The organism is Halomonas sp. DQ26W, from assembly GCF_003339685.1.
Lineage (GTDB): Bacteria > Pseudomonadota > Gammaproteobacteria > Pseudomonadales > Halomonadaceae > Halomonas.
This window is the reverse complement of sequence record NZ_QPKI01000032.1, coordinates 567-24,335: the sequence shown is the minus strand read 5'-3', so window position 1 is coordinate 24,335 and position 23,769 is coordinate 567. Positions and strand designations below refer to the sequence as shown.

Annotated in this window: 21 protein-coding genes and 2 tRNA genes; 14 read left to right on the top strand and 9 right to left on the bottom strand. The window is 61.2% G+C overall.

Features of this window, described 5'->3' with window-relative positions:
* Positions 1-17: 17 nt before the first annotated feature.
* Positions 18-941 (bottom strand): YihY/virulence factor BrkB family protein, encoded by a 924-nt coding sequence (locus DU490_RS14885; RefSeq protein ID WP_114575063.1) that lies wholly within the window; start codon positions 939-941, stop codon positions 18-20.
* Positions 942-1,730: 789 nt separating this feature from the next.
* On the opposite strand from DU490_RS14885, the gene DU490_RS14880 reads away from it, so the two are divergent.
* From DU490_RS14880 to dcd, 7 genes are all read left to right on the top strand, one after another.
* Positions 1,731-2,405, top strand: coding sequence for a spermidine synthase (locus tag DU490_RS14880; RefSeq protein WP_114575062.1), 675 nt, complete (start codon positions 1,731-1,733; stop codon positions 2,403-2,405).
* 1 nt (position 2,406) lies between these two features.
* Positions 2,407-3,015, top strand: a complete 609-nt coding sequence (locus DU490_RS14875) for a hypothetical protein (RefSeq protein WP_114575061.1) — start codon at positions 2,407-2,409, stop codon at positions 3,013-3,015.
* A gap of 75 nt (positions 3,016-3,090) precedes the next feature.
* Positions 3,091-3,504 (top strand): alternative ribosome rescue aminoacyl-tRNA hydrolase ArfB, encoded by a 414-nt coding sequence (arfB, locus tag DU490_RS14870; RefSeq protein WP_114575060.1) that lies wholly within the window; start codon positions 3,091-3,093, stop codon positions 3,502-3,504.
* A gap of 52 nt (positions 3,505-3,556) precedes the next feature.
* On the top strand, positions 3,557-4,309 hold the full coding sequence (locus DU490_RS14865) for an RNA pseudouridine synthase (RefSeq protein WP_114575059.1): 753 nt from the start codon (positions 3,557-3,559) through the stop codon (positions 4,307-4,309).
* 114 nt (positions 4,310-4,423) lie between these two features.
* Positions 4,424-5,524, top strand: coding sequence for a hypothetical protein (locus DU490_RS14860; protein WP_114575058.1), 1,101 nt, complete (start codon positions 4,424-4,426; stop codon positions 5,522-5,524).
* Between the two features lie 144 nt (positions 5,525-5,668).
* Positions 5,669-6,472, top strand: a complete 804-nt coding sequence (apbC, locus tag DU490_RS14855; RefSeq protein WP_181870062.1) for an iron-sulfur cluster carrier protein ApbC — start codon at positions 5,669-5,671, stop codon at positions 6,470-6,472.
* Positions 6,473-6,569: 97 nt separating this feature from the next.
* Positions 6,570-7,136 (top strand): dCTP deaminase, encoded by a 567-nt coding sequence (gene dcd, locus DU490_RS14850; RefSeq protein WP_114575056.1) that lies wholly within the window; start codon positions 6,570-6,572, stop codon positions 7,134-7,136.
* A 214-nt stretch (positions 7,137-7,350) separates the two neighbouring features.
* On the opposite strand, the gene purN is transcribed toward dcd, so the two are convergent.
* The gene (gene purN, locus DU490_RS14845; protein WP_114575055.1) at positions 7,351-8,109 is read right to left on the bottom strand and encodes a phosphoribosylglycinamide formyltransferase; all 759 of its coding nucleotides are present in this window, start codon (positions 8,107-8,109) and stop codon (positions 7,351-7,353) included.
* Complete coding sequence (gene purM, locus DU490_RS14840) at positions 8,106-9,182, bottom strand: phosphoribosylformylglycinamidine cyclo-ligase (protein ID WP_114575054.1); 1,077 nt, start codon at positions 9,180-9,182, stop codon at positions 8,106-8,108. The genes purN and purM overlap by 4 nt, the downstream gene beginning before the upstream one ends.
* Before the next feature lie 170 nt (positions 9,183-9,352).
* Between purM and DU490_RS14835 the strand changes: the two genes are divergently transcribed.
* Together DU490_RS14835 and hda are read left to right on the top strand one after the other, a co-directional pair.
* Positions 9,353-10,429, top strand: coding sequence for an AI-2E family transporter (locus DU490_RS14835; protein WP_114575053.1), 1,077 nt, complete (start codon positions 9,353-9,355; stop codon positions 10,427-10,429).
* Positions 10,426-11,127, top strand: coding sequence for a DnaA regulatory inactivator Hda (gene hda, locus DU490_RS14830; protein ID WP_114575052.1), 702 nt, complete (start codon positions 10,426-10,428; stop codon positions 11,125-11,127). Before DU490_RS14835 ends, hda begins: the two co-directional genes overlap by 4 nt.
* A 12-nt stretch (positions 11,128-11,139) precedes the next feature.
* Here the strand turns inward: hda and DU490_RS14825 are convergent, their stop codons facing one another.
* The 3 genes from DU490_RS14825 to DU490_RS14815 form a co-directional block, all read right to left on the bottom strand.
* Positions 11,140-11,673 carry a hypothetical protein gene (locus DU490_RS14825; RefSeq protein WP_114575051.1) on the bottom strand — a complete coding sequence of 178 codons (534 nt, stop codon included), beginning with the start codon at positions 11,671-11,673 and terminating at the stop codon, positions 11,140-11,142.
* 383 nt (positions 11,674-12,056) lie between these two features.
* Positions 12,057-12,437: a phasin family protein gene (locus DU490_RS14820; RefSeq protein WP_114575050.1), complete on the bottom strand. Its 381-nt coding sequence runs from the start codon at positions 12,435-12,437 to the stop codon at positions 12,057-12,059.
* Between the two features lie 102 nt (positions 12,438-12,539).
* Entirely contained in the window at positions 12,540-13,544 is a 1,005-nt protein-coding gene (locus DU490_RS14815; RefSeq protein WP_181870060.1) for a sensor domain-containing diguanylate cyclase, read from the bottom strand.
* A gap of 401 nt (positions 13,545-13,945) precedes the next feature.
* Between DU490_RS14815 and DU490_RS14810 the strand changes: the two genes are divergently transcribed.
* Positions 13,946-14,701, top strand: coding sequence for a helix-turn-helix domain-containing protein (locus tag DU490_RS14810; protein WP_114575048.1), 756 nt, complete (start codon positions 13,946-13,948; stop codon positions 14,699-14,701).
* 131 nt (positions 14,702-14,832) lie between these two features.
* Here DU490_RS14810 and DU490_RS14805 read toward each other — a convergent pair whose 3' ends face one another.
* A complete protein-coding gene (locus DU490_RS14805) occupies positions 14,833-15,354 on the bottom strand; it encodes a hypothetical protein (protein WP_181870059.1) in 522 nt (173 codons plus the stop codon).
* Positions 15,355-15,699: 345 nt separating this feature from the next.
* Between DU490_RS14805 and DU490_RS14800 the strand changes: the two genes are divergently transcribed.
* Positions 15,700-17,079: a lyase family protein gene (locus tag DU490_RS14800; RefSeq protein WP_114575047.1), complete on the top strand. Its 1,380-nt coding sequence runs from the start codon at positions 15,700-15,702 to the stop codon at positions 17,077-17,079.
* A gap of 16 nt (positions 17,080-17,095) precedes the next feature.
* Here the strand turns inward: DU490_RS14800 and glpD are convergent, their stop codons facing one another.
* The gene (gene glpD, locus DU490_RS14795) at positions 17,096-18,598 is read right to left on the bottom strand and encodes a glycerol-3-phosphate dehydrogenase (RefSeq protein ID WP_114575046.1); all 1,503 of its coding nucleotides are present in this window, start codon (positions 18,596-18,598) and stop codon (positions 17,096-17,098) included.
* Between the two features lie 181 nt (positions 18,599-18,779).
* Complete coding sequence (locus DU490_RS14790; RefSeq protein WP_114575045.1) at positions 18,780-19,538, bottom strand: DeoR/GlpR family transcriptional regulator; 759 nt, start codon at positions 19,536-19,538, stop codon at positions 18,780-18,782.
* 165 nt (positions 19,539-19,703) lie between these two features.
* On the opposite strand from DU490_RS14790, the gene glpK reads away from it, so the two are divergent.
* The 3 genes from glpK to DU490_RS14775 all read left to right on the top strand — a co-directional run bounded on the left by glpK (position 19,704) and on the right by DU490_RS14775 (position 21,468).
* Complete coding sequence (gene glpK / locus DU490_RS14785; protein ID WP_114575044.1) at positions 19,704-21,191, top strand: glycerol kinase GlpK; 1,488 nt, start codon at positions 19,704-19,706, stop codon at positions 21,189-21,191.
* A 72-nt stretch (positions 21,192-21,263) separates the two neighbouring features.
* Positions 21,264-21,340 (top strand) — tRNA-Val (locus DU490_RS14780).
* 51 nt (positions 21,341-21,391) lie between these two features.
* Positions 21,392-21,468 (top strand) — tRNA-Val (locus tag DU490_RS14775).
* Positions 21,469-23,769: the final 2,301 nt, after the last annotated feature.

Genomic DNA, 23,769 nt, shown 5'->3' with positions numbered 1-23,769 from the left:
CCGGGTGTCTAGGGGGCTCAATCGACGTGGGTTACTGCGACGCGGCGTGGGTCCACGTGCCACGGTAGTCCTCGACGTGCATTGTACTCCAGTTCGGCAATCACCTGGGCACCAAGCAGCAGGATGATCGCGCCCACCTCCAGGCTCAGCAACACCACGATAAGGGCGGCCAGTGAACCGTAAACGACATTGACGAAGGAGAGGTTGACGAAATAGTACACCAGTACCAGCCTGACTCCCTCCCACAGCAGTGCCGCCACGAAGCCGCCTACGACAGCGCGCCTCAGCGCTATCTTCACCACCGGAAGCACCTTGTAGATGGCGCTGAAGAGGATGAAGACGCCGAAGAAGCTGAACAGGTTGAGCAGCGGCTCGGAGAGGCCGGCGAAGGGCATGTTTCGGCCAACCACGGCGAGCCACAGTGCATTGATGGCTTCGGCAAGGGTGGCAAGCAGAGTGACTGCCATCAAGCCGGTGCCCAGTACCAGCATGAAGGCATAGGGGAGCAGTACCGAGACCCAGATGCTGCGCCCCTTGTGCGGGTCGGGGGTGTGAAAGATGATCGCCAGCGCATCTTCCAGCATGCGAAAGGCGAAGGAGCTGAACAGCAGCAGAACCAATATGCCGAATAGCCCGATCGCATCGCGGGAGTCGAGAAGGGCGCGTACCGCATCCATCAGCAGTTCGGCGTGTGCCGGAGCAAGGTGAAGCACCTGCACACTGAGCACGTCGAGCAACATATGTTCGTGCACGACCTGGGTCAGCAATACCGTTATCAGGGCGAACAGGGGAACGATGGAGAGCAGAATGTTGTAGCCAACTCCCCCTGCCAGGAGGATGCCCCGGTTGCGCAGAAAGGCGCACAGCACGCGCCAGAGAAAGCTCGCCACTCGAGGGAGTAGAACGATGAAGACGTTCCGCTTGGTGCGTACTCGAGACATGCGCTTGCCGTCCTTGTGCCCAATTTGCCGTTACCAACCGTCAGTGGCGAGTTTGTCTTGCCCCCCCCCATGCGCTCCTATGTCACCATCCTGCTTCGCTTCTCTCCCTGTTACGTCCCCAATCTCTGTTAAAGGTATTAGGCGACGCGCTAATCGACAACCGCCTACTGCTGGTTCCGCGGCTTCTCTGGCTGAATCAAGCATGTTCGCTACACTGGAAGCTGACGAAGGGTTGAGATTCGTCTTAGGTGTATGAATTCTTCCTTCCTGCCAGCAAGGAGTGCTGCATGCGTAATATCATTTATATCATCGGTTTGATCGTCGTGGTCCTCTTTATCCTTTCGATGCTTGGGCTTCGCTGAGCGAGAGACCGGCCGGGTAACAAACCGGGGTGATACCATCAGGGCTAGTCTCTCTCTTGCCCCGGTTGCAAGCTTCCCTGTTGCGGCGGAGCTTTGTTACGCGTACTTGAACCTTTTCCGCAGACATTCATTGCTCACCAGTGTATCGACCTGCCGCTGAAAGCCAGTATCGCTTGCGTGTGAATGGCAAGTCGCCGTCAAGGCCAGCATAATGGTGAGGAATATTGGATACCGCTTGGGTAGCCGCCGCGTTCTCACTGTTGTCATGGTTCCCTCCTCTCGCTCGCCCCACTGGTGGCGCTGCGCTTCCGGTCCGAATTTCGAGCCGGGTTGGGTAGATTGGTTCCCCCTGCTGGATGCGATACAACGGCAGGGCGCCTGGCATGGCTGCAGTCATTCGCGCGCCCCCCCTCGCCAATGAGGCAACATGGCTAAATTCGAAGTGATCGGCACGGCCAGCATCCCTGGCAAGGGCAGTGAACTGCGCCTGCTGCAGCGCAATGACGAATTCTCCATTCGCATCGCGGGCAGTCCCGGTGAGCTGATGAATACCCGCCTTCACGGCTCCGAGGATGCGTTGGCCGAGCTGGCCTGTCAGCCTATTGCCGATCGTGCCGATATCCGGGTATTGATCGGTGGCCTTGGCATGGGGTTTACGCTGGCGGCCGCGCTACGCTCGCTTCCCGACAGCGCCGAGGTGGTCGTCGCCGAGCTGGTGCCCGGCGTCGTCGACTGGAACCGGGGAGCGCTGGGAGCCGCTGCCGGCTATCCCCTGAATGATCCTCGTACCGTCGTCAGCCTGGGCGATGTCGGTGAGCTGCTGCGGCGGGAGCCTGGCGGCTTCGACGCCATCATGCTCGACGTCGACAATGGCCCCGAGGGGCTGACGCGCAAGGAGAACGACTGGCTATACTCACCGCAAGGTCTCGCCGCCGCCCAGGAGGCGCTGCGTCCGGATGGCGTGCTGGCGATCTGGTCGGCGGGACAGGATCCCGCCTTCAGTGAGCGGCTGCGGCGGGTCGGATTTCTGGTGGAAGAAGTCACCGTGCGTGCCCATCGGCCGGGGAAAGGGGCCAAGCACACGATCTGGTTGGCGAGCTGATATGCTTTCGTTCCTAGATGCACTGCGCTGGTTAGTGCTGCTGCTGGTAGTCCCGCTGCTTTCCGGCTGTACCGGACGCGTCATGCCACCTGCACCGGCGGAGCTCTCTCAGCCGCTGGACATCTACCTGGTCGATCACGGCCGCCATGCCAGCCTGGTACTGCCGCGGGAGGAGGGCGGCATGGTGCGTTACAGCTATGGCGAATGGCGGTGGTATGTGGAAGGACGCCGCCACTTCCTGGCGGGCGCCGCGGCAATGCTGGTGCCGACCGCCAGTGCACTGGGACGTGGCGTTCACGAGGACGTGACGGCGCCCGGCGACTTTTCGAGGCTGGCGCCGGAAGGCCTGGTCCGGACCTATCCGCTCCAGGCAGAGGCGGCCCGGGTCAGGGCGCTGCAGCGCCGACTCGATGCGCATTTCGAAGGTGAGGTCGAGCCGGTATACAGTGAAGAATTCGGCCTCCATTTCGTGCCGCACCCGCGAGCCTACTGGGCTGCCCACCAATCGAATCTGGTGGTGGCCGGATGGTTGCGCCAGTTGGACATCGATATCCAGGGCATACCCTGGTACTCGCGCTGGCGGATCGAGTCGCCGCAGGCCAAGCACTGATCGTCGGCGCTCGCTTGCCATTCCCATTTTCACGTTGCCAAGCGCTTTGGCGTGACGCGGCATAAGGCAGGAAACATGCTGGAACTCTCTCGTCAGGTCATCCTTGCTGACCACGAAATCGACTTGCAGGCAGTGCGTTCTCAGGGCTCGGGAGGCCAGAACGTCAACAAGGTGGCGACGGCGATTCACCTGCGTTTCGATATTCGCGCGTCAAGCCTTCCCGAAGGCTTCAAGGAGAAGCTGCTGGCGCTCAACGACCAGCGTATCACTCGTGACGGGGTGCTAATCATCAAGGCCCAGTCGCATCGCACCCAGGAACGTAACCGAAATGAAGCGCTCGGTCGACTCAAGGCGTTGATCAAGAGTGTGATGTACGCACCCAAGAAGCGGGTCGCGACCCGTCCGAGCAAGGGGGCCAAGCAACGCCGACTGGACGGCAAGAAGAAGCGCGGTCAGCACAAGGCCATGCGCGGCAAGGTGGAAACCTGAGCCTCCGGCAGAGGGTAGTGTCCTCTTCCATTCACACCATTCGAGACATCTCATGACCGCTGCTGATTCCGCTGCACCCACGCCCTCCACCACCGAACGGCTGTCCAAGCGGCTGGCGCGACAGTTTTCTTGCTCACGCCGTGAGGCCGAGCTCTACATTGCCGGGGGCTGGGTGACGGTCGATGGCGACATCGTGGAGGAGCCGCAGTTCAAGGTTGGCGAACAGTCTGTCGAACTTCGTCCCGGCGCCAGGGCGAATGAAATTCCACCCGTCACTCTGCTGGTGAACGCACCTGCCGGTTTCGCAGTCAGCGAAGGTTGGGAATGGGTTCGCGAATTGCTTGCGCCGGGAACGCACTGGCAGGACGATCCCGTCGGGCTGATTCCGCTCAAGGCGCATTTCCGCGGCCTGCAGCCGATGCTGCCACTTGAGGAGGGCGCCTCGGGACTGCTGGTCCTTACCCAGGACCGGCGTGTGGTTAGGCGGCTCGATGAGGATACGGCGCGGCTCGAACAGGAGGTTGTGGCCGAAGTCGACGGTACGTTGAGCGATGCACAGTTGGAGGCACTTCGCCGAGGCAAATTTGAGCCTGGCAGCAATCTGGCACCCTGCAAAGTCAGCCGGCAGAGCGAAACCCATCTACGCTTTGCAGTGAAGGGGATGGTGCCGGGGCAGATCGAAGCGATGTGCTCGAGCGTCGGTTTGACGGTGCAGGGACTCAAACGCCTGCGTATCGGCGGGGTGTCGTTGGGGCGCGTGCCGCTCGGTCAGTGGCGCTACCTGAAGGTTGGCGAACGCTTCTGAGCCGTTGCTGGTTACCTTTCCCCATCGGTACTGCCTATGTATGCTGAATTATGACGGTACGCGTTTGCTATCGCTCGATGGCAGACAACCTTTACCAGAGAGAGGGTCTTGCCCATGTCGGAAAATACCCAGAGCCCACTTTACAAGGATAATCGAGTCAAGGCCCTGGTGGCCGTGGCGGTGCTTGCGGTGATCTGGGCGATTTTCGCCCACAACAGCGCCGGTAATCATCGCGAGCGCAGTGAAGCCCTCGAAGCGCAACTGGCGGCCTTGCAGGACGAGCGCCAGCAGTTGGCTGCCCGGCTGCAAGAACGTGACGCAGCAGGAGAGGACATCGAAGCCCTGGAGGCCCGTCTGGCACAGCTGAGTGAGGAGCAGCAGGCTGCCGAGGCAGCAATGGCCGATGAGCAGCAAGCCGTCCGCAGCGAGATCGCTCGACTGGAGGCCGAAGCGGCTGAGGCCGAGGAGCAACTGGGTGAGCTTCAGGAACGGCGATCAGCTTTGGCCTCCGACATCGAGACTCGTGAGTCCGAGATAGCCGAGCTGGATGAGGCGGCTACGCTTCTTCGCGACGATTATGAGTCTGTCGACAAGTCCCGTGAGGATGCTATGGCGGCACGTCAGGATGCCGAGGACTCTCGTCAGGAAGCCGAGGCGGCACGCCAGGCTGCAGAGGAGGATCGCCAGCAGGCCGAAGCGGCGCGTCAGGAAGCCGAAGAGTCGCGCAACCAGGCCCAGGCCGAACTAGCCGCCATCCGCGAGGAGACGGAAAGCGCCGAAGAGCGACGGGATACGCTGAACAATGCGATCCAGGAGCGCGAGACGACTCTCGGGGCACTCGAGAATGACATTGAGGCGCTCGAAGCTTGGCGCGAGGAAGTGGAGCGTGAGGTCGGCGAAGCGCGTGACCAGCGTGATGAAGCAGTATCGGAGGTCGATGAGGCGCGTGCCGAGCGTGAGGCTCTGAGGGAAGAGATCGACAATGGGCGCAGCCAGCTGGCCCAGCTGGAAGAGCAGACCGAGCGTCGCCAGGAGCAGTTGCAGCGACTGGAAGGCCAGCTTGCCGAATGGCGTAGCGAACTGGGGGATCTTGAACTGCGCTTCACCGATCAGGATCAGGAGCAGACCCAGCAGCAGCAAGAGCAGGAAAATGCGTCTGAGCGCGCCGCCGGAGAGCAGGCCGAGGAAGAGCAGGCCGAGGAAGAAGTCGAGTAGTCCTGATCCTATGCGATGCACTATCACAAGTGGCGAGCCAGGCTCGCCGCTTGTCGTTTGGCGCGCGCCTGGCGCGTTATACTGAACCGCGTCAGCGTAATTTTAGCGAAGAGAGATACCCAGCAGCACAAGGAGTAAGTCGTGATCGAAGGGGTCAAGCATATCGTCGCCGTGGCATCCGGCAAGGGCGGGGTGGGCAAGTCCACCGTTGCCGTCAACCTGGCCCTGGCCATGGCCGCCGAGGGGTATCGTACCGGTATCCTTGATGCCGATATCTACGGACCGAGCCAGGCCCAGATGCTCGGCGTGGCAGAAGGGGTGCGGCCGCAACAGGCCGGCGAGAACCGTTTCAGTCCATTGGTGGCTCATGGACTACAGGCCATGTCGATGGCTTTCATGGTGGATACCCGGGAGCCCATGGTATGGCGCGGCCCCATGGTGGCCGGCGCCTTTCAGCAGCTGCTGACCCAGACGGCCTGGGACAATCTCGATGTGCTCTTCATCGACATGCCACCGGGAACCGGCGATATCCAACTTACGCTGGCGCAGAAGGTCCCTGTCGACGGCGCCGTGATCGTCACCACGCCCCAGGACATTGCCTTGCTCGACGCGCGCAAGGGCATCGAGATGTTTCGCAAGGTCAACGTGCCGGTGCTTGGTGTGGTCGAGAACATGAGCCTACATGTCTGCACCAACTGCGGCCATGCCGAGCCGATTTTCGGCGAAGGCGGGGGCGAGCGGATCTCGGCGGAGTACGAGACCCGCCTGTTGGGGCGCCTGCCGCTGGCCCTTTCGATTCGAAAACAGGTCGACGGTGGGTGCCCGACGGTGGTGGCCGAGCCTGACGGTGACGTGACCGCCACATTCCGTGCCATGGCCCGCCAGATTGCCGAACAGGTCAAAGGCCAGCAGGGTGATGAAGGGCCAAGCATCTCCTTCAGTGACTGATTCAGTGACTGGGCGCGGCATGCACCCGTGACGCCTGACGCAGGGGCCGCTATCATGGCGGCCCCGATTCGTGATTTGACATCATCAGGACGACTCAATGAGCATCAAAGCCGACAGCTGGATCCGTCGCATGGCCGAGCGGGAGGGCATGATAGAGCCCTTCGAGGCCGATCAGGTTCGCTACGTCAACGACCAGCGGGTGATATCCTACGGTACGTCCAGCTACGGCTACGATGTGCGCTGCGCAGACGATTTCAAGGTATTTACCAATATCCACTCGGCAATCGTCGACCCCAAGGCTTTCGACGAGAAGAGCTTCGTCGATATCAAGGGGGATGTCTGTGTCATCCCACCCAATTCCTTCGCTCTGGCACGCACCGTCGAATACTTTCGTATTCCGCGAAGCGTGCTGACCATCTGCCTGGGCAAGTCCACCTATGCCCGCTGCGGCATCATCGTCAATGTGACGCCGCTGGAGCCGGAGTGGGAAGGACACGTGACCCTGGAGTTCTCCAACACCACCAATCTCCCGGCCAAGATCTACGCCAACGAAGGCGTGGCCCAGATGCTGTTCCTGGAGTCGGACGAGGTCTGCGAGACCTCCTACAAGGACCGCGGCGGCAAATATATGGGGCAGCGGGGCGTTACTTTGCCGCGCACCTGAGGCGCCTATCGGCGCCAGTCGCGATGGAAACTCGGGGCGCCGAACCGAGCGCTCCAACAGCTGCTTTCTCCTGCCATGGCACGCGATTGCCACCTTGTAGGAGCATCTTTAGATCGCGACTGGAGGCCGAAGGCCTCCCGGCGGTGTCGCCGGCGGTGTTGCCGACGCCAACGATCAGCGCCAGCGCGGCGGCCTCCGCCAGGCTCCTAGGTGACTACTCTTCGTCCAGTTCCTCGTCGAGTTCTTCCGCCGCATCGGCATGGGAGAGACGCAGCCCCTGGGGCGGCAGGGGCGTGCCGTCCAGGGTCGCGCCGTCGCCCTCCATTCGCAGACGGCCTTCCAGAAACCACTTCACGGCAATGGGGTAGATCAGGTGCTCCCGGGTATGCACCTTCTGCTGGAGGCTGGCCTCGGATTCCCCCTCGACGATATCCACGGCGGCCTGGATCACCACCGGCCCGTTGTCGAGCTCTTCGGTGACGAAGTGCACGCTGCAACCATGCTCGGCAATGCCGTCCGCGAGGGCCTTGGCGTGGGTGTTCAGCCCCTGATAGGCGGGCAGCAGTGACGGGTGGATATTGAGCATTCGCCCCAGATAGCGCTGCACGAAGCGTGGCGTCAGGATGCGCATGAAGCCGGCCAGCACGATCAGGTCGGGTTGATGCCGATCAATGACCTTGATCAAGGCACCGTCATAGGCCTCGCGGCTGTCGTACTCCCGGTGCGGCAGGGCCACCGCATCGATGCCGGCATCTCGTGCCCTCACCAGGCCATGGGCATCCGCCACATTGGAAACGACCGCCACGATCTCACCGCCGAGTTCATCATGACTCTGAGCATCGATCAGCGCCTGCAGGTTGCTGCCACTACCCGAGATCAACACCACTACCCGCCGAATCTCACTGGGTTCGGGGGTGAAGTCGTTCAGGGTGTCGCTGTGGGGCGCTTCGTGTGTGAAGTCGGGATCGCTCATGCTTTGAGGTTCTCCAGCCGCACGGCTTCCTCGTCCTTTTGGCGAGCGGTGATCTCGCCAATGCGATAGACCGTCTCGCCCTGTGCCTGGAGGTGGGCACGTGCCAAGTCGGCTTGATCGGCGGGAATTACGACCACCATGCCGACACCGCAGTTCAGCACCCGGTGCATCTCGTGCTCGTCGACGTTGCCTTGCTCCTGCAGCCAGTCGAAAACCTTGGGGCGGGTCCAACTGGCAACGTCGATACGGGCGCCGAGGGTGTCGGGCAACACCCGTGGGATATTCTCCAGCAGACCGCCGCCGGTGATATGGCACAGCGCATGGACCGCCACGCCGCTCTCCTTGATCAGCGACAGCAGCGGCTTTACGTAGATGCGAGTGGGGGCGAGCAAGGCATCGCCCAGCGACTGTCCGTCCACGGCGATATCGAGGGAGGCGTCGTTCACCTCGAGAATCTTGCGAATCAGCGAGTAGCCGTTGGAATGAGGGCCGGAAGAGGCGATGCCGAGCAGTATGTCGCCCTCGGCGACCTTGCTGCCGTCAAGGATTTCGGACTTCTCGACCACGCCGACACAGAAGCCTGCCAGGTCGTAGTCGCTTCCTTCGTACATGCCGGGCATCTCGGCGGTTTCACCACCCACCAGGGCGCAGCCCGAGCGCTCGCAGCCTTCGCCGATACCGGTGACCACGTCCGCTGCGATGTCGACATCCAGCTTGCCCGTGGCATAGTAGTCGAGGAAGAACAGCGGCTCGGCACCAGCGACCACCAGGTCGTTGACACACATGGCGACGAGGTCGATGCCGATTGTGTCATGCTTACCAAGGTCCATGGCGAGACGCAGCTTGGTGCCGACACCATCGGTGCCGGATACCAGTACCGGCTCGCGGTAGCCTGTTGGTAGCTCGCACAGAGCGCCGAAGCCACCTAGCCCGCCCATCACTTCGGGGCGTGTAGTACGTTTGGCAACGCCCTTGATACGTTCGACCAGGGCGTTTCCGGCGTCGATGTCGACACCGGCATCCTTGTAGCTGATCGGTGCCTTGGACGGCTGGGCGGAAGTGGAGTCGGTCATGGCCTGTCCTGTATATAATCGCGGTTGGTGTGGCGCTGTCGCTCTAACATCGGCATGGCGCGTCGATTGCCCGGAGCGAATCGACGAGCAGTGGGCAAGATCGGGCGGGAATTGTAGCATCACGGCGCACGGCCCGCATTGTCGCGGTCGTCGAACCCAGGGAGTGTCGGATGCGCAGAGAGTGGTGGGTTCTGATTGCAGCAGTCGCGATGTTATGGCTGCTGTCCCAGTTGGAAACGATGTTGATGCCGTTTATCGCCGGCATGATCCTGGCGTACCTGGCCGACCCGTTGGCCAATCGGTTTCAGCAATGGGGGTTGTCGCGCACGCTGGCAGTCAGTGTGGTATTCCTGTTGTTGTCGCTGGGCCTGGGGTTGGCGCTGCTGATACTGATTCCGCTGGCAGTCCAGCAGATAAGGCAATTCGGCCAGTTGGTGCCCGGTATCTTCGAATGGGTAGAAACGGTATTGGCACCCCAGATCAGGGGCTGGACCGGGCTCGACGTGGCGTCAGATCTCGAAAACGTACACGAAACTCTTGCTGAACATTGGCAGGATGCCGGCGGCTACCTGGCGCAGTTCCTTGGTCAAATCGGACGCTCTGGCATGGCCTTTGTCACCTGGGTGACCTATGTGGCACTGATCCCGGTAGTGACCTTCTACCTGCTTCTGGACTGGGCGCGGCTGCTCGATAACCTGCGCAACCTGGTGCCGCGGCAATGGGAGCCCGAAGCGGTGCGCCTGGTTGCTCGCTGTGATGATGTGCTGTCGGCCTTCCTGCGCGGCCAACTGCTGGTCATGCTGACCCTCGGGGCTATCTACTCCATCGGGCTGACCTTGATGGGGGTGCGCTTTGGCTTCCTGATCGGCATGGTGGCGGGGCTGGCCAGTATCGTGCCCTTTCTTGGCTTCATCGTCGGCATCAGCGTGGCGTTGATCGTCGCCTTCTTTCAGTTCGGTAGCTGGCTGGCGCTGGTTGGCGTCGTGGCCGTATTTTCATTCGGCCAGGTCATAGAAAGCACGGTGCTGCAGCCCAAGCTGCTGGGAAACAAGATCGGTCTTCATCCGGTTGCGGTGATCTTTGCCGTGCTGGCAGGGGGCACGCTCTTCGGTTTTACCGGCGTCCTGCTGGCGCTGCCGGCTGCGGCGGTGATCATGGTACTCTTGCGTGAACTCAAGGAACGCTACAAGCGCAGCAGCTTGTACGATACTGGTCTACGTAACAGACACGACGAGGATTCTCCATGAGCCGAGCACCGGCGCAGTTGCCGCTGGGAGTGAGTCTACGTGACGATGCCACCTTTGACAGCTTTCTGCCGGGTGCCAACGCCCCCTTGCTGGAGACATTGACCCATCAGCTTGGTGACAGTGGTGAACCCTTCGTCTACTTGTGGGGTGCTGCCGGCACCGGACGCACCCATCTGCTTCAGGCGGCCTGCCATGCGGCATCCAGCCGGGATCTGCGCGCGCTCTATCTGCCCTTGGAGGAACTGGGGCACTTTCCGCCGCTGATGCTGGAGGAGGTCGAACGACTCGACCTGGTGGCCATCGACAACGTGGATGCGGTAGTAGGCCGGAGGCGCTGGGAGGAGGGGCTGTTCCATGCCTTCAATCGACTGCGCGATGCCGGCAAGCGCCTGATCGTGGCCTCTGCCGTGTCGCCGCGGCAACTGCCGGTGAAGCTGCCCGACCTGGCTTCCCGCCTGACCTGGGGCGTTACCTTCCACCTCCAGGGGCTCGACGATTCCGAACGCTTGCAGGCATTGCAGCTGCATGCACGGGTCCGCGGCCTACAACTGCCGGATGAAGTCGCCCGCTATATCCTGCACCGTGGACCGCGTGGCTTGGGCGAACTTTGCCAAGCGCTGGCGGTGCTCGACAGGGCCTCTCTCACCGCCCAGCGCAAGCTGACCATACCGTTTGTCAAGCAGGCGCTGGGCTGGTAGGCCTGGGCCAACCTATCGGCTCAAGTTGACGTCTAACCGCTGGCCATTGCGCAGCGATACCTGCCGGATGATGGCCTGTCGCTGGCCGTTGGCAGGATTGACCACGCTTCCCATGACATAGAACTCACCGGCAGGAAGTCCCTGCAGGGTGAACTGCCCGTTGCCGTCGGTGCGGGTCGTATGGGTGTACTGCTGGGCGCGGGGGTCGGCTGGCTCGACTGCGCGGCCAGCCAGGGCGTGCTCGGCGGCTTCGGCGGAATAGGTGGTCACCGGAGCCACGGCCACGGTCTCACCTGCGCCAGGCATACCGTTCAAGGCCAGGCGGCCACTGACCGCGGCGGAACCAGACTTCTCCAGGCTGGCGTACTCCCGCTCGGGAAAGACGACCTGGCGGGCGATCCTGGCCGGGGCGGTAGGCTCGGCTTCCGGGGGGTGTTCGACCCCGATGTCGATGACTTCGATGCGCTCGGGCGGCGGCCCGGGTTCCATCATCTGACAGCCGGAAAGGGTGAGGGCCAGCAGCGCTATTGGAAGCCACGCTTTCATGTCTTGTGTCCTCGTGATTCGCCCGTGGGCTAAGGAAACACTGCACAAATGACTGTGCGAGCGAATCGCTGCGTTGCGCGGTGCTGGTGCGCCAGTCCGGTCGGAATCCTCACATATACCGCATATGCTCCGGTTGACTCAAAACCTTCGGTTTCTCGCTACTTCGGAGCCATCCAGGGGATGTTTGTCGCTTCGCTCGGTTCTGTGCTCCGTGCGCTGCATCTCGCTCGTCGATTTGTTCAGCATATCCCTGAGAGAATATACGATGTCGCCGGTTCGGCGACAGCCTCGTATTCCATCATAGTCCTATCATGGAAAAGGCCCGCCGATCATCGATCGGCGGGCCTTGTCGTCATGCCGGCCTCAGGGGCCGGCCACTGGCTTTACTTGCTAGCCTTGGTGGCAGTTTCCTGGGCTTGCTTGACGTTGGTCTCGGCCAGCTTCTGGCTTTTCTGCACGTAGTCCTGCTGCAGGGAGACAACTTTCTCGGCATCGCCCTTCAGGCGCTCGGTCAGCTCCTTGGCGACCTGCTGCTGGCCTTCCATGTAAGAGCGCAGGCCTTCGGCGTCCTTGACGTTCATCAGGCTGCGTACCTGGGCCAGGCCGGTGTCGCTATAGGCCTTGGAAGCATCCAGTTGGGCGTTTACCAGCTTCTCGGTATAGTCGACGCTCAGCTCGGCAAAAGCACGCGCTGGGCCAAAGAACATGGCCTCGAACTGCTTGGTGTCAAATTGCTTGGCGTCGAAGTTGAAAGCATTCATCATAATAGGAACCTCCAGGTTCATGGTATGACATTGAACGGGAGATCCCGCTCTGTTGCAATGCACAATAGCAGAGCTTTTTGTGCGGTGCAACATGCATCCCTGTCATTTAACGTAACGCCACACTTCCTGTGTAATCTCGTTGCGCCGGGATGCCGGAGGGTGGCACTCGATCCGATTGCGGCCATTGCGCTTGGCATCGAGCAGTAGGAAGTCGGCCCTGTTGATCAGCTCAACCACCGTCTGGTCGTCATGCTCACGGCTGGTAATGCCAATACTGACGCAGAGTAGGCCGGCTTCCTGCAGGGTGCGGCTCAGCCTCTGGGCGATAGCTCTTGCCCCATCGATGTCTGTCTCGGGCAACACAATGATGAATTCGTCGCCACCATAGCGGCCTACCAGGTCGCAATCACGAACCATGGCCATCGTCGCCTGGGCTACAGTTCGCAGTGCCTGGTCGCCGGCCAAATGGCCCTGTTCATCGTTGATGGTCTTGAAATTGTCGATGTCGAGCATCATCAGGCACAGAGATAGTTCGTAGCGGGAGGCGCGCCTGAACTCGTTGTCGGCCAGCTCGAGAAGGTGGCGGCGGTTATAGGTTTCCGTGAGGGCGTCGTGGGTAGCCAGATAGGTCAGTTGCAGGTTGGCGGCCATCAACTCGTTCGTGCGTTCCATGACCCGACGCTCCAGTTCCAGTTCCAGTTCCAGTTCCTGCACCTGCTGCTGCTCTTGCTCTTGCACCTGCTCTTGCACCTGCTCCAGCGGGCGGGTCTGTGGAATGCTTTCTATGTGGGTGTCATGGACGATGCCTAGCAGGTGGGTTAATACCCCCTGGTGATTTGCGATCGGGACCAGCAGCGTTTGCCAGCAGCATTGTCGACGCACACCCTGCTTGTCGACATACTTGCCCATCGCCTCGTAGCGAACCGGTGCACCCTCTTCCACGCAACGGGCACAGTTGGCAATCACGCCATCGCCGAACGGTGAGGGAAGCAGGTGGGCGAGATGCTTGCCCACGCAGGTTAGCTCGTTGCCCACCCTGGCTTGCTGAGAGGGGTTGATTGCCTCGATGACGAAATTCTCGCGTCCATCAACACGGACGATGAACATCTGTTCGGGGAAAAAGTCCCAAAAGCTCCTAATCAGCGCTCCTGCGTGGCTATCGAGGCGTCCAGAAAAGTCAAGCGCCAGCGAGTTAGACGATTCCATTGATGTCCCCCCCCCTTCCATGGACCTGTTCACCGGTATAGCTCTGCGCCCTTGCATAGTCATGCTCCCTGGCTGGGAGCCTCTAGCGGCGTCAGGTACACGCCTGCATGTGACTACTCTGTAATCTTTCGCGATGCAGCATCTAGCTTAGTTGATGGGGCCTGCGTTGCCGCATGGTTTTCATCACCCGTCGACCTATTACTCCCTAGCCTCATTAAACTAAGGCATGACAGGTCTCACCTTATCAGCCCACCAGCGGCTATCTATACTTCACGGTGCAATCCCTGAGGATAGGGTCTGTCATGACGAGTGGTGGCAAATCATATACCCGTGACCCAGACGGCTTGAGTTGTCTCTCTTGCCAAGTGAAATGCTTGTGCCTGACGGCAGGCCTGCCTCTGAAAGAGATGGCTGAGCTCAATGATATCGTCCGTCCGGCCGTTACGCTGGACAAGCACGAGACTTTCGCAACCCAGGGCGCGGCCTTCGACAGCCTGTACGCCGTTCGAACGGGTAGTCTCAAGCAGGTCGTCGTGACCGGCAGCGACGAACATCTCGTCACCGCGCTCTGGCTGCCTGGCGAACTGATAGGCCTTGACGCCATCAGCCAGAAAGTGCACCCAGGCTCGCTTGTCGCACTGGAAAACACGACCGTATGCGAGATCCCCTATTACAAGCTTGACGAGCTCTGTGGTCGCTCTGCAGAGGTGCGCCGGCGCATACAGTGTTGCCTCAGCCAAGAAATGCACGATGAGCGCCTGAGCCTGCACTTGCTTCTACATCGGACCGCCGAAGTGCGGCTGGCCTGCTTTCTGATGGATATTTCCGAGCGCTTTCGACTCCGGGGCTACTCCCCGCATCACTTTCGCCTGGCCATGTCGCGTAGGGACATCGCCAGTTACTTGGGCCTGACCCCCGAAACGGTGGGTCGGATGTTGGTAAAATACCAGCAGGAAAACCTGCTGTTCTCACGCCGCTGTGAATTCCGAATTCTCGATCCCGAACGTATGAAACGTCTAGCAGATGCCAGCGGCCGGCGCCAAAGGCTATGTTCATAAGGCAGTCATGTCCATAGCCATGTCCATAGCAAGACGCCGGGCCGCAATGGGACCGCCGAAGAGGTTGTCGGATTTTGCAGTAGATCAGTGTTAAGTCCGGCAGCCTTCTAGTGCTGCGCAGTTTTTTATTGCTACTTCATGGCGTCTGCCATTTCGGAGTCGGATACACGGTTGCGCAAGATCGGCCCGCCGGCTTCCCGACACTCCTGTATAATACGGTATTCGTTGTTTTTCTGGGTAACGAAAGCCAGCAAAGGACGATGCAACTCTGGTGTCGCATTGGTTTCCAGCAGCCAGGCGAACAGCCTGCATGTGACCTCGGCGGCCTCTTCAGCCTCTTTCAGGACCACTTGGCTCATGGCCTCATCAACCACAAAGAAGTGTCGGCTTGACCGGGCCAGAAACGGTGACTCCATAGGGGGTTTCAGGTCGACGCACGCATCGAGATCCAACTGTCTGGCTACGTTCTGCAGAGCTTGGATTCGCTGTTCGCATTCTACTCCAAGAGCGGCCATCAGCCGGCTGATATGGGGAGCGAGCGGCAAAAAGCTGAGGGCTAGTCGCCGGTAACGGTTCAGCTCCCCCGCCTCGTGGGTATGGGCTGTGCTGAGTTGTTCCTGCGGCAAAAGGGTTAGGGCTGTCATGTTATTCATGGAACGTGGCTCCGTTCTCGTTATTCGTGAATCATGTGCTGAGTGGAATTCAGTGGCAATATTAGTAAAAAATAGCGTTATCTTTCTATGATAGTTATCAACTTTGGCGTCGAAAGGAGAAACTTGAACGAGGTGAGGCATAACGTTAATGACGCTAGATTAGTTATGTAGTGCTTTGTATTTAATTCTTCTTTAAATGTATTGATTGTAATTCTTTTGCCAGCGGAAAAATGGTGATGAATAGTGTGCACAGTTGCCGGGCTGTCCGCGAAAGGAGTCACCCCCTTGCAAGAGGCGGCGGCGGCAACCATGGTGAAACCACAGTAGTGACGCTGAGGAGTGAAGATGACCGAACATCGCATAGAGCGCGACAGCATGGGTGAGCTGAAGGTGCCGTACGAGGCCCTGTACGGTGCCCAGACCCAGCGTGCGATCAATAACTTTCAGGTATCCGGGCAAGCGATGCCGGCTGCTTTCATTCACGCCATTGCGCGCATCAAGCTAGCAGCAGCCCGGGTCAATCGCGACTTGCTGCTGCTGGATGTCGAGCGGGCCGAGGCCATCGTCGAGGCTGCACAGGCGATCGTCGACGGCAAGCACGACACGCATTTCCCAGTGGACGTCTTCCAGACCGGCTCCGGCACTTCGAGCAACATGAACGTCAACGAAGTGATCGCCCATCTGGCCAGCGGCAACAACCTGACGGTTGGGCCCAACGATCATGTCAACATGGGACAGTCGAGCAACGACGTGATCCCTACCGCCATCCACCTGTCGGCAGCCTTGGAAGTGACAACGCGGCTGCGGCCCGCCCTGGAGCACCTGCGGGCGACCATCGACGAGAGAGCGATGGAACTTGATGGGGTGATCAAGACAGGGCGCACCCACCTGATGGATGCAATGCCGCTGCGCCTGAGTCAGGAATTGGGCGGGTGGTCGAGTCAACTGGGCCATGCCATCGAGCGACTCGATAGCGCCATGCAGCGGCTTTGCCGGCTCGCCCAGGGCGGTACGGCGGTGGGCACCGGAATCAATGCCCACCCCGAATTCGCCGAGCGCATGGCCCGCGAGTTGAGCGAGCAGACGGGGTTGTCACTGCAGCCCAACGACAGTTTCTTTGCCAGCCTCGCATCGCAGGATAGTGCCGTGGAGCTCTCCGGCCAGCTGAGGGGATTAGCCTGTGTGGTGATGAAAATCGCCAACGACCTGCGCTGGATGAACTCAGGGCCATTGGCGGGCCTCGGGGAGATCGAGCTCGAAGCTCTGCAGCCCGGCAGCTCGATCATGCCGGGCAAGGTCAACCCCGTCATCCCTGAGTCGGCGGCCCAGGCAGCGGCCCAGGTGATCGGTCTGGACGCCGCGGTGACGGTGGCAGGGCAGAGTGGCAACTTCCAGCTTAACGTCATGCTGCCGCTTGTCGCACATAATCTGCTGACATCGATCTTGTTGATGAGCAACACCGCACGCTTGTTGGCTGATCGAGCCATTGCGACATTCAAGGTGCGAGATGAGGCTATGGCTGAGCCACTGGCGAGAAATCCGATTCTGGTCACCGCCCTCAATGGTGTCATCGGCTACGATGCGGCGGCGGCCATCGCCAAGCAGGCCTATCAATCCGGCCGGCCCATTATCGAGGTGGCAGAGGAGCAGACCGACTTGAGTCGCGATGAGCTTGAGCGTCTGCTCGATCCCGCCAGCCTGACCCGTGGCGGGATTCCTGAATAGCGGTCGTTTTTGTCGCTCAGGCGGCCAGCGTCTGGCAATGAGCCTTGACATGCTCGACCAGGGCGTCGAGCTGGCGAAGCGTCAAGCGCAAACCGAGCTTGGTGCGGCGCCATAAAATATCCTCGGTGCTCGTGGCCCATTCGTGGTCGATCAGGTAGTCGACTTCGGCGGCCGTCAGCCCGGCCCCGAACGCCTTGCCGAGATCGGCCTCGGACTCGGCTCCGCGGAGGAAGCGCAGGCAGAGGGTTCCGTAGCTCCGGGCAAAGCGTCGGGCGCGGTCAGCACCCAGCCAGGGGTAGGCACCGAGCAGTTCCTGGGTAAAGTCGATCTGGTTCGCTATATCACCGCCCGGTAGCGCCGCCGTGGCGGTCCATGCGCGGCCCATGGTGGGTAGGTGTGGCGCGAGCGTCTCGAGTGCTGCCTCGGCCAGCTTACGATAGGTGGTGATCTTGCCACCGAAGACCGACAGCATCGGGGTGCCTCGTTCATCGAGAGCCAGCGTATAGTCACGGGTCATCGCCGAAGGGTCTGACGATTCGTCATCGCAAAGGGGGCGGACGCCTGAGAAGGTGCTGATGACATCGCTTCGCGTCAGCTGCCGGCGGAAGTTGCCATTGACCACCCCAAGCAGGTAATCCATCTCCTCCGTGGTAATGGCGACATGGGCGGGGTCGCCCTCGTAACGGCGGTCGGTGGTGCCGACCAGGCTGAAGTCATCTTCGTAGGGCAACACGAAGACGATGCGCCTATCGCTGTTCTGCAGGATGTAGGCGCGATCGTCACCGTTGAGCCTGGGCACGATCAGGTGACTGCCCTGAATCATGCGGATGGCATAGCGTGACGTGCGATGTGTCTGCTCGCGAATCACGCTTTCCACCCAGGGCCCCGCGGCATTGACCAGGGCGCGTGCATAGCGCCGCAAGCACTTGCCGGTGCGCAGGTCCTCGAGTTCGATGCACCAGTGGCCCTGCTCCTCGTACGCGGCGATGCATCGCGTGCGAACGAGAACCTCGGCACCACCCTCGCGGGCCTGGATGGCATTGAGGACCACCAACCGGGCATCGTCCACCCAGCAGTCTGAATATTCGAAACCGCGCATGATCTCGGGCTTCAACGCCGAATTGGCGCTGAAGCGAATACCACGTGAGCCCAGCAGTTGCTCGCGCTTGCCCAGATGGTCGTATAGGAACAGACCGGCACGAATCATCCAGGCCGGACGCAGGTGCGAGCGGTGGGGCAGAATGAAGCGCAATGGCCAGATGATGTGAGGTGCCTTCTTGAGCAGGGTTTCCCGCTCCCGCAATGCCTCGCTTACCAGGCGGAATTCATGATGCTCCAGATAGCGAAGCCCGCCATGGATCAGCTTGCTGCTCGCCGAGGAGGTGGCGCCGGCCAGGTCCCCCTGTTCACAGAGTCCGACATCAAGACCGCGGCCGGCGGCGTCATTGGCGATACCCGTGCCATTGATGCCGCCACCGATAACGAATAGGTCGAGTAGATTGCGTGAAATTTCCGCCATGAATGCAGGCTCCGTTAGGCTGGCGCTTTCAGCGCCAGACATCATGCCGTGTTTGAAAACGAACATAGATGAATCAAAACCGAACATCAAGGGAAGTCAGAGGGCCAAGACAGCGCGGCGCGCCCCGCTATGCAGCCTGCGCCAGGCCGAGGAGCGATCTCTGGATGCGCCGTTCGGCCTGTCAGGCGAGGTGCAGGGCCACGTCGTGGGCCTTCATCAAGTGGACGATCGCTTCAGGGGGTTCGCGATCGGTGAAGAGGGCGTCGAGCTGGGCGATATTGCCCTGGCGTACCACCGGGTTACGATGGAACTTGGAGTGGTCGGCGGTGAGATAGACCTGGCGTGAGTTGCGGATGATGGCCTGTGCTACCCGGGCCTCCTGGTAGTCGAATTCGAGCAGGGAGCCGTCCTCGTCGACACCGCTGATGCCGATGATGCCGTAATCGACCTTGAACTGGTTGATGAAATCGATGGTGGCCTCGCCGATGATGCCGCCATCGCGTGAACGAACCTGTCCGCCGGCGATGATGACGTTGAAATCTTCCTTGTGCTGGAGGATAGCCGCTACATTGAGATTGTTGGTTATTACCTCGAGCCCTTCATGAACGAGCAGGGCTTCGGCGACCACTTCGTTGCTGGTACCGATATTGATGAAGAGCGAAGAGTGGTCGGGAATATGGCTGGCTACCAGGCTCGCAATGCGTCGCTTGGCCTCGAGGTTGAGGTTCTTGCGAGTGCTGTAGGCGGTATTGACGGTACTCGATTCCAGGCCGGCACCGCCGTGAACGCGACGTATCATGCCCTCTTCTGCCAGAGCGTTCAGGTCGCGTCGAATCGTCTGCGGGGTGACGGAGAAATGTTCGGTAAGCTGTTCGATGCTGGCATAGCCCTGGCGGCGGACCAGGTCGACGATCGCATCCTGGCGTTGCTGTTGATTCATGTCGGCTCCCTTTCGATCTCACGATTGTAAGCTATCCGGCGGATTGCCGGCAGGGGTGGTCTGGAATGGGGGTGGTCGAGAATTGCGCTGAAAGTCGTAGAGCAATACGAACACACTGCCGTACCCTTGGTGATCATAAACGAACATACAATGACAGGACATAACATGGCCGATTACCTGCTTGCCATCGATCAGGGAACCACCAGCTCCCGTGCCATTCTCTTCGACCGCAGTGGCAGCGTGGCTCATGTGGTGCAGCAAGAATTTCCCCAGCAGTTCCCCCGCGATGGTTGGATCGAGCATGATCCCGAGGCGATCTGGAGCACGGTTCTGTCGACGTGCCGGCAGGCGATCGAGAAGAGCGGCAAGCCGCTGTCGAGTATTGCTGGCATCGGGATCACCAACCAGCGTGAAACAACGCTGTTATGGGATCGGCAAACCGGCGAGCCACTCTACAACGCCATCGTCTGGCAGGATCGTCGCACGGCAGATGCTTGCCAGGCGCTACGGGAGCAGGGTCATGCCGAGCTGGTGCAGGCGCGTACCGGGTTGCTGATCGACCCCTATTTCTCGGCGACCAAGCTGGCCTGGTTGCTGGATAATGTCGAGGGGGCCCGCGAGCGCGCCGAGCGGGGAGAGCTGGCCTTCGGTACGGTCGATACCTTTCTACTGTGGCGGCTGACCGGCGGACGCGTGCATGCCACCGACGCCACCAATGCGTCCCGGACCATGCTGTTCAATATCCATACCCAGCAGTGGGACGACGAACTGCTGGCGCTTTTCGACATACCCCAAGCCCTGTTGCCCGATGTGCGCGACAGTAGCGACGACTTCAGCCACACCGAGGCGAGCCTGCTGGGCGCTGAACTGCCTATCGGCGGGGTGGTCGGCGATCAGCAGGCGGCCCTGGTCGGCCAGGCCTGCTTCGAGCCCGGCATGGGCAAGAGCACGTACGGCACCGGCTGCTTCATGATCGTCAATACCGGGGGCAAGGCCGCCGTTTCGCGCAATCGCTTGCTGACCACGGTGGCCTACCGTATCGCCGGCAAGACGACCTACGCCATGGAGGGAAGTATCTTCGTTGCCGGGGCCGCGGTGCAGTGGCTGCGCGACGGCCTGAAACTGTTCGACAATGCTGCCGAGACCGAGGCGCTGGCCCGCGAGACCCGGGATGGACACAGCGTATACCTGGTTCCGGCATTCACTGGGCTTGGGGCGCCGCACTGGGACCCGAAGGCGCGCGGGGCGATCTTCGGCTTGACGCGGGATACCGGTATCGCCGAGATCGTTGCCGCCGGCCTGCAGGCGGTCTGCTACCAGACCCGTGACCTGCAGGCTTGCATGCGCGATGACATGGAGGCGACACCGGGCACGTTGCGCGTGGATGGCGGCATGGTCAAGAACGGTTGGCTGGTTCAGTTCCTGGCCGACATGCTGGGCGTGCAGGTCGACCGACCGACGGTGCTCGAGACCACGGCACTTGGTGCCGCCTACATGGCCGGCCTGCATCTTGGCTGGTACCGCGACCTTGACGAGATCGCAGCGCTATGGCGCTGCGAAAAGCGCTTTTTGCCGCAAATGCCAGAGGCGGAGCGGGAGCGGCTCTACCGGGGCTGGCTGGCAGCAGTGGAACGAGTGAAAAGCGTGCCTTGAAAGCTTGCAAACTTCAGCGATATCGGTAAGATATGCATCCGTTGCCGAGGCGCTTTGTCGCCCACGGAATGCAGGACCATAGCTCAGTTGGTTAGAGCGCCACGTTGACATCGTGGAGGTCGGCGGTTCAAATCCGCCTGGTCCTACCAGCGCGCCGAGCCGAGTCTTGCGGCGAACGCATTGTGGCAACGATTTCCTTCAGGACCATAGCTCAGTTGGTTAGAGCGCCACGTTGACATCGTGGAGGTCGGCGGTTCAAATCCGCCTGGTCCTACCAGATTCCCGAAACGCCTCGCAGCCCTGCTGCGGGGCGTTTTGCTTTCCTGATTGCGCATAAGACTCAGCAGGCGCCCGTCGGAGGCTGCCGACGCTGGTAATAACCGCGACCATGGCAACGCCGCCGGGAGTCCTTCGGCCTCCAGTCGTGATCTGAAGATACTCCAACAGCGGTGTGGTTTGCCTTAATGGAAAAAACAGCTGTTGGAGCGCTGCTCCGCATCGCGACTGGCGCCGTCAGGCGCCTCGGCGGAGGCCACGGCGTAGGCGATGGTCGCCGGCACCGGCAACGCCGCCGGGAGTCCTTCGGCCTCCAGTCGTGATCTGAAGATACTCCAACAGCGGTGTGGTTTGCCTTAATGGAAAAAACAGCTGTTGGAGCGCTGGTCCCCATCGCGACTGGCGCCGCCAGGCGCCTCGGCGGAGGCCACGGCGTAGGCGATGGTCGCCGGCCCCGGTAACGCCGCCGGGAGTCCTTCGGCCTCCAGTCGTGATCTGAAGATACTCCAACAGCGGTGTGGTTTGCCTTAATGGAAAAAACAGCTGTTGGAGCGCTGGTCCCCATCGCGACTGGCGCCGTCAGGCGCCCGGCGGAGGCCACGGCGTAGGCGATGGTCGCCGGCACCGGCAACGCCGCCGGGAGTCCTTCGGCCTCCAGTCGTGATCTGAAGATACTCCAACAGCGGTGTGGTTTGCCTTAATGGAAAAAACAGCTGTTGGAGCGCTGGTCCCCATCGCGACTGGCGCCGTCAGGCGCCCGGCGGCGGCTGCCGACGTTGGCAATAACCGCGACCCTGGCAACACCGCCGGGAGTCCTTCGGCCTCCAGTCGTGATCTGAAGATACTCCAACAGCGGTGTGGTTTGCCTTAATGGAAAAAACAGCTGTTGGAGCGCTGGTCCCCATCGCGACTGGCGCCGTCAGGCGCCCGGCGGCGGCTGCCGACGTTGGCAATAACCGCGACCATGGCAACACCGCCGGGAGTCCTTCGGCCTCCAGTCGTGATCTGAAGATACTCCAACAGCGGTGTGGTTTGCCTTAATGGAAAAAACAGCTGTTGGAGCGCTGGTCCCCATCGCGACTGGCGCCGCCAGGCGCCCGGCGGCGGCTGCCGACGTTGGCAATAACCGCGACCATGGCAACACCGCCGGGAGTCCTTCGGCCTCCAGTCGTGATCTGAAGATACTCCAACAGCGGTGTGGTTTGCCTTAATGGAAAAAACAGCTGTTGGAGCGCTGGTCCCCATCGCGACTGGCGCCGCCAGGCGCCCGTCGGAGGCTGCCGACGTTGGCAATAACCGCGACCATGGCAACCCCGCCGGGAGTCCTTCGGCCTCCAGTCGTGATCTGAAGATACTCCGACAGCGGTGTGGTTTGCCTTAATGGAAAAAACAGCTGTTGGAGCGCTGGTCCCCATCGCGACTGGCGCCGTCAGGCGCCCGGCGGCGGCTGCCGACGTTGGCAATAACCGCGACCATGGCAACACCGCCGGGAGTCCTTCGGCCTCCAGTCGTGATCTAAAGATACTCCTACAGGGTGGTAGTCGCCTGTTATGGCAGGAAAAAGCAGCTGTTGGAGCGCTGCTCCGCATCGCGACTGGCGCCGCCAGGCGCCTTGGCGGAGGCTGCCGCGCTGGCAATAACCGCGACCATGGCAACCCCGCCGGGAGGCCTGTGGCCTCCAGTCGTGATCTAAAGATACTCCTACAGGGTGGTAGTCGCCTGTTATGGCAGGAAAAAGCAGCTGTAGGAGCGCTGCTCCGCATCGCGACTGGCGCCGTCAGGCGCCTCGGCGGAGGCCACGGCGTAGGCGATGGTCGCCGGCACCGGTAACGCCGCCGGGAGTCCTTCGGCCTCCAGTCGCGATCTGAAGATACTCCAACAGCGGGGTGGCGCCGTTGGTGGAGAGGATCGTTGTTGGAGCGCTGGTCCCCATCGCGACTGGCGCCGGCAGGCGCCTCGGCGGAGGCTGCCGCGCTGGCAATAACCGCGACCATCGGTAACGCCGCCGGGAGTCCTTCGGCCTCCAGTCGCGATCTGAAGATACTCCAACAGCGGCGTGGCACCGTCGGTAGAAAGAATCATTGTTGGAGCGCTGCTCCGCATCGCGACTGGCGCCGCCAGGCGCCCGGCGGCGGCTGCCGACGTTGGCAATAACCGCGACCATGGCAACACCGCCGGGAGTCCTTCGGCCTCCAGTCGTGATCTGAAGATACTCCAACAGCGGTGTGGCGCCGTTGGTGGAGAGGATCGCTGTCGGAGCGCTGGTCTCCATCGCGACTGGCGCCGCCAGGCGCCTCGGCGG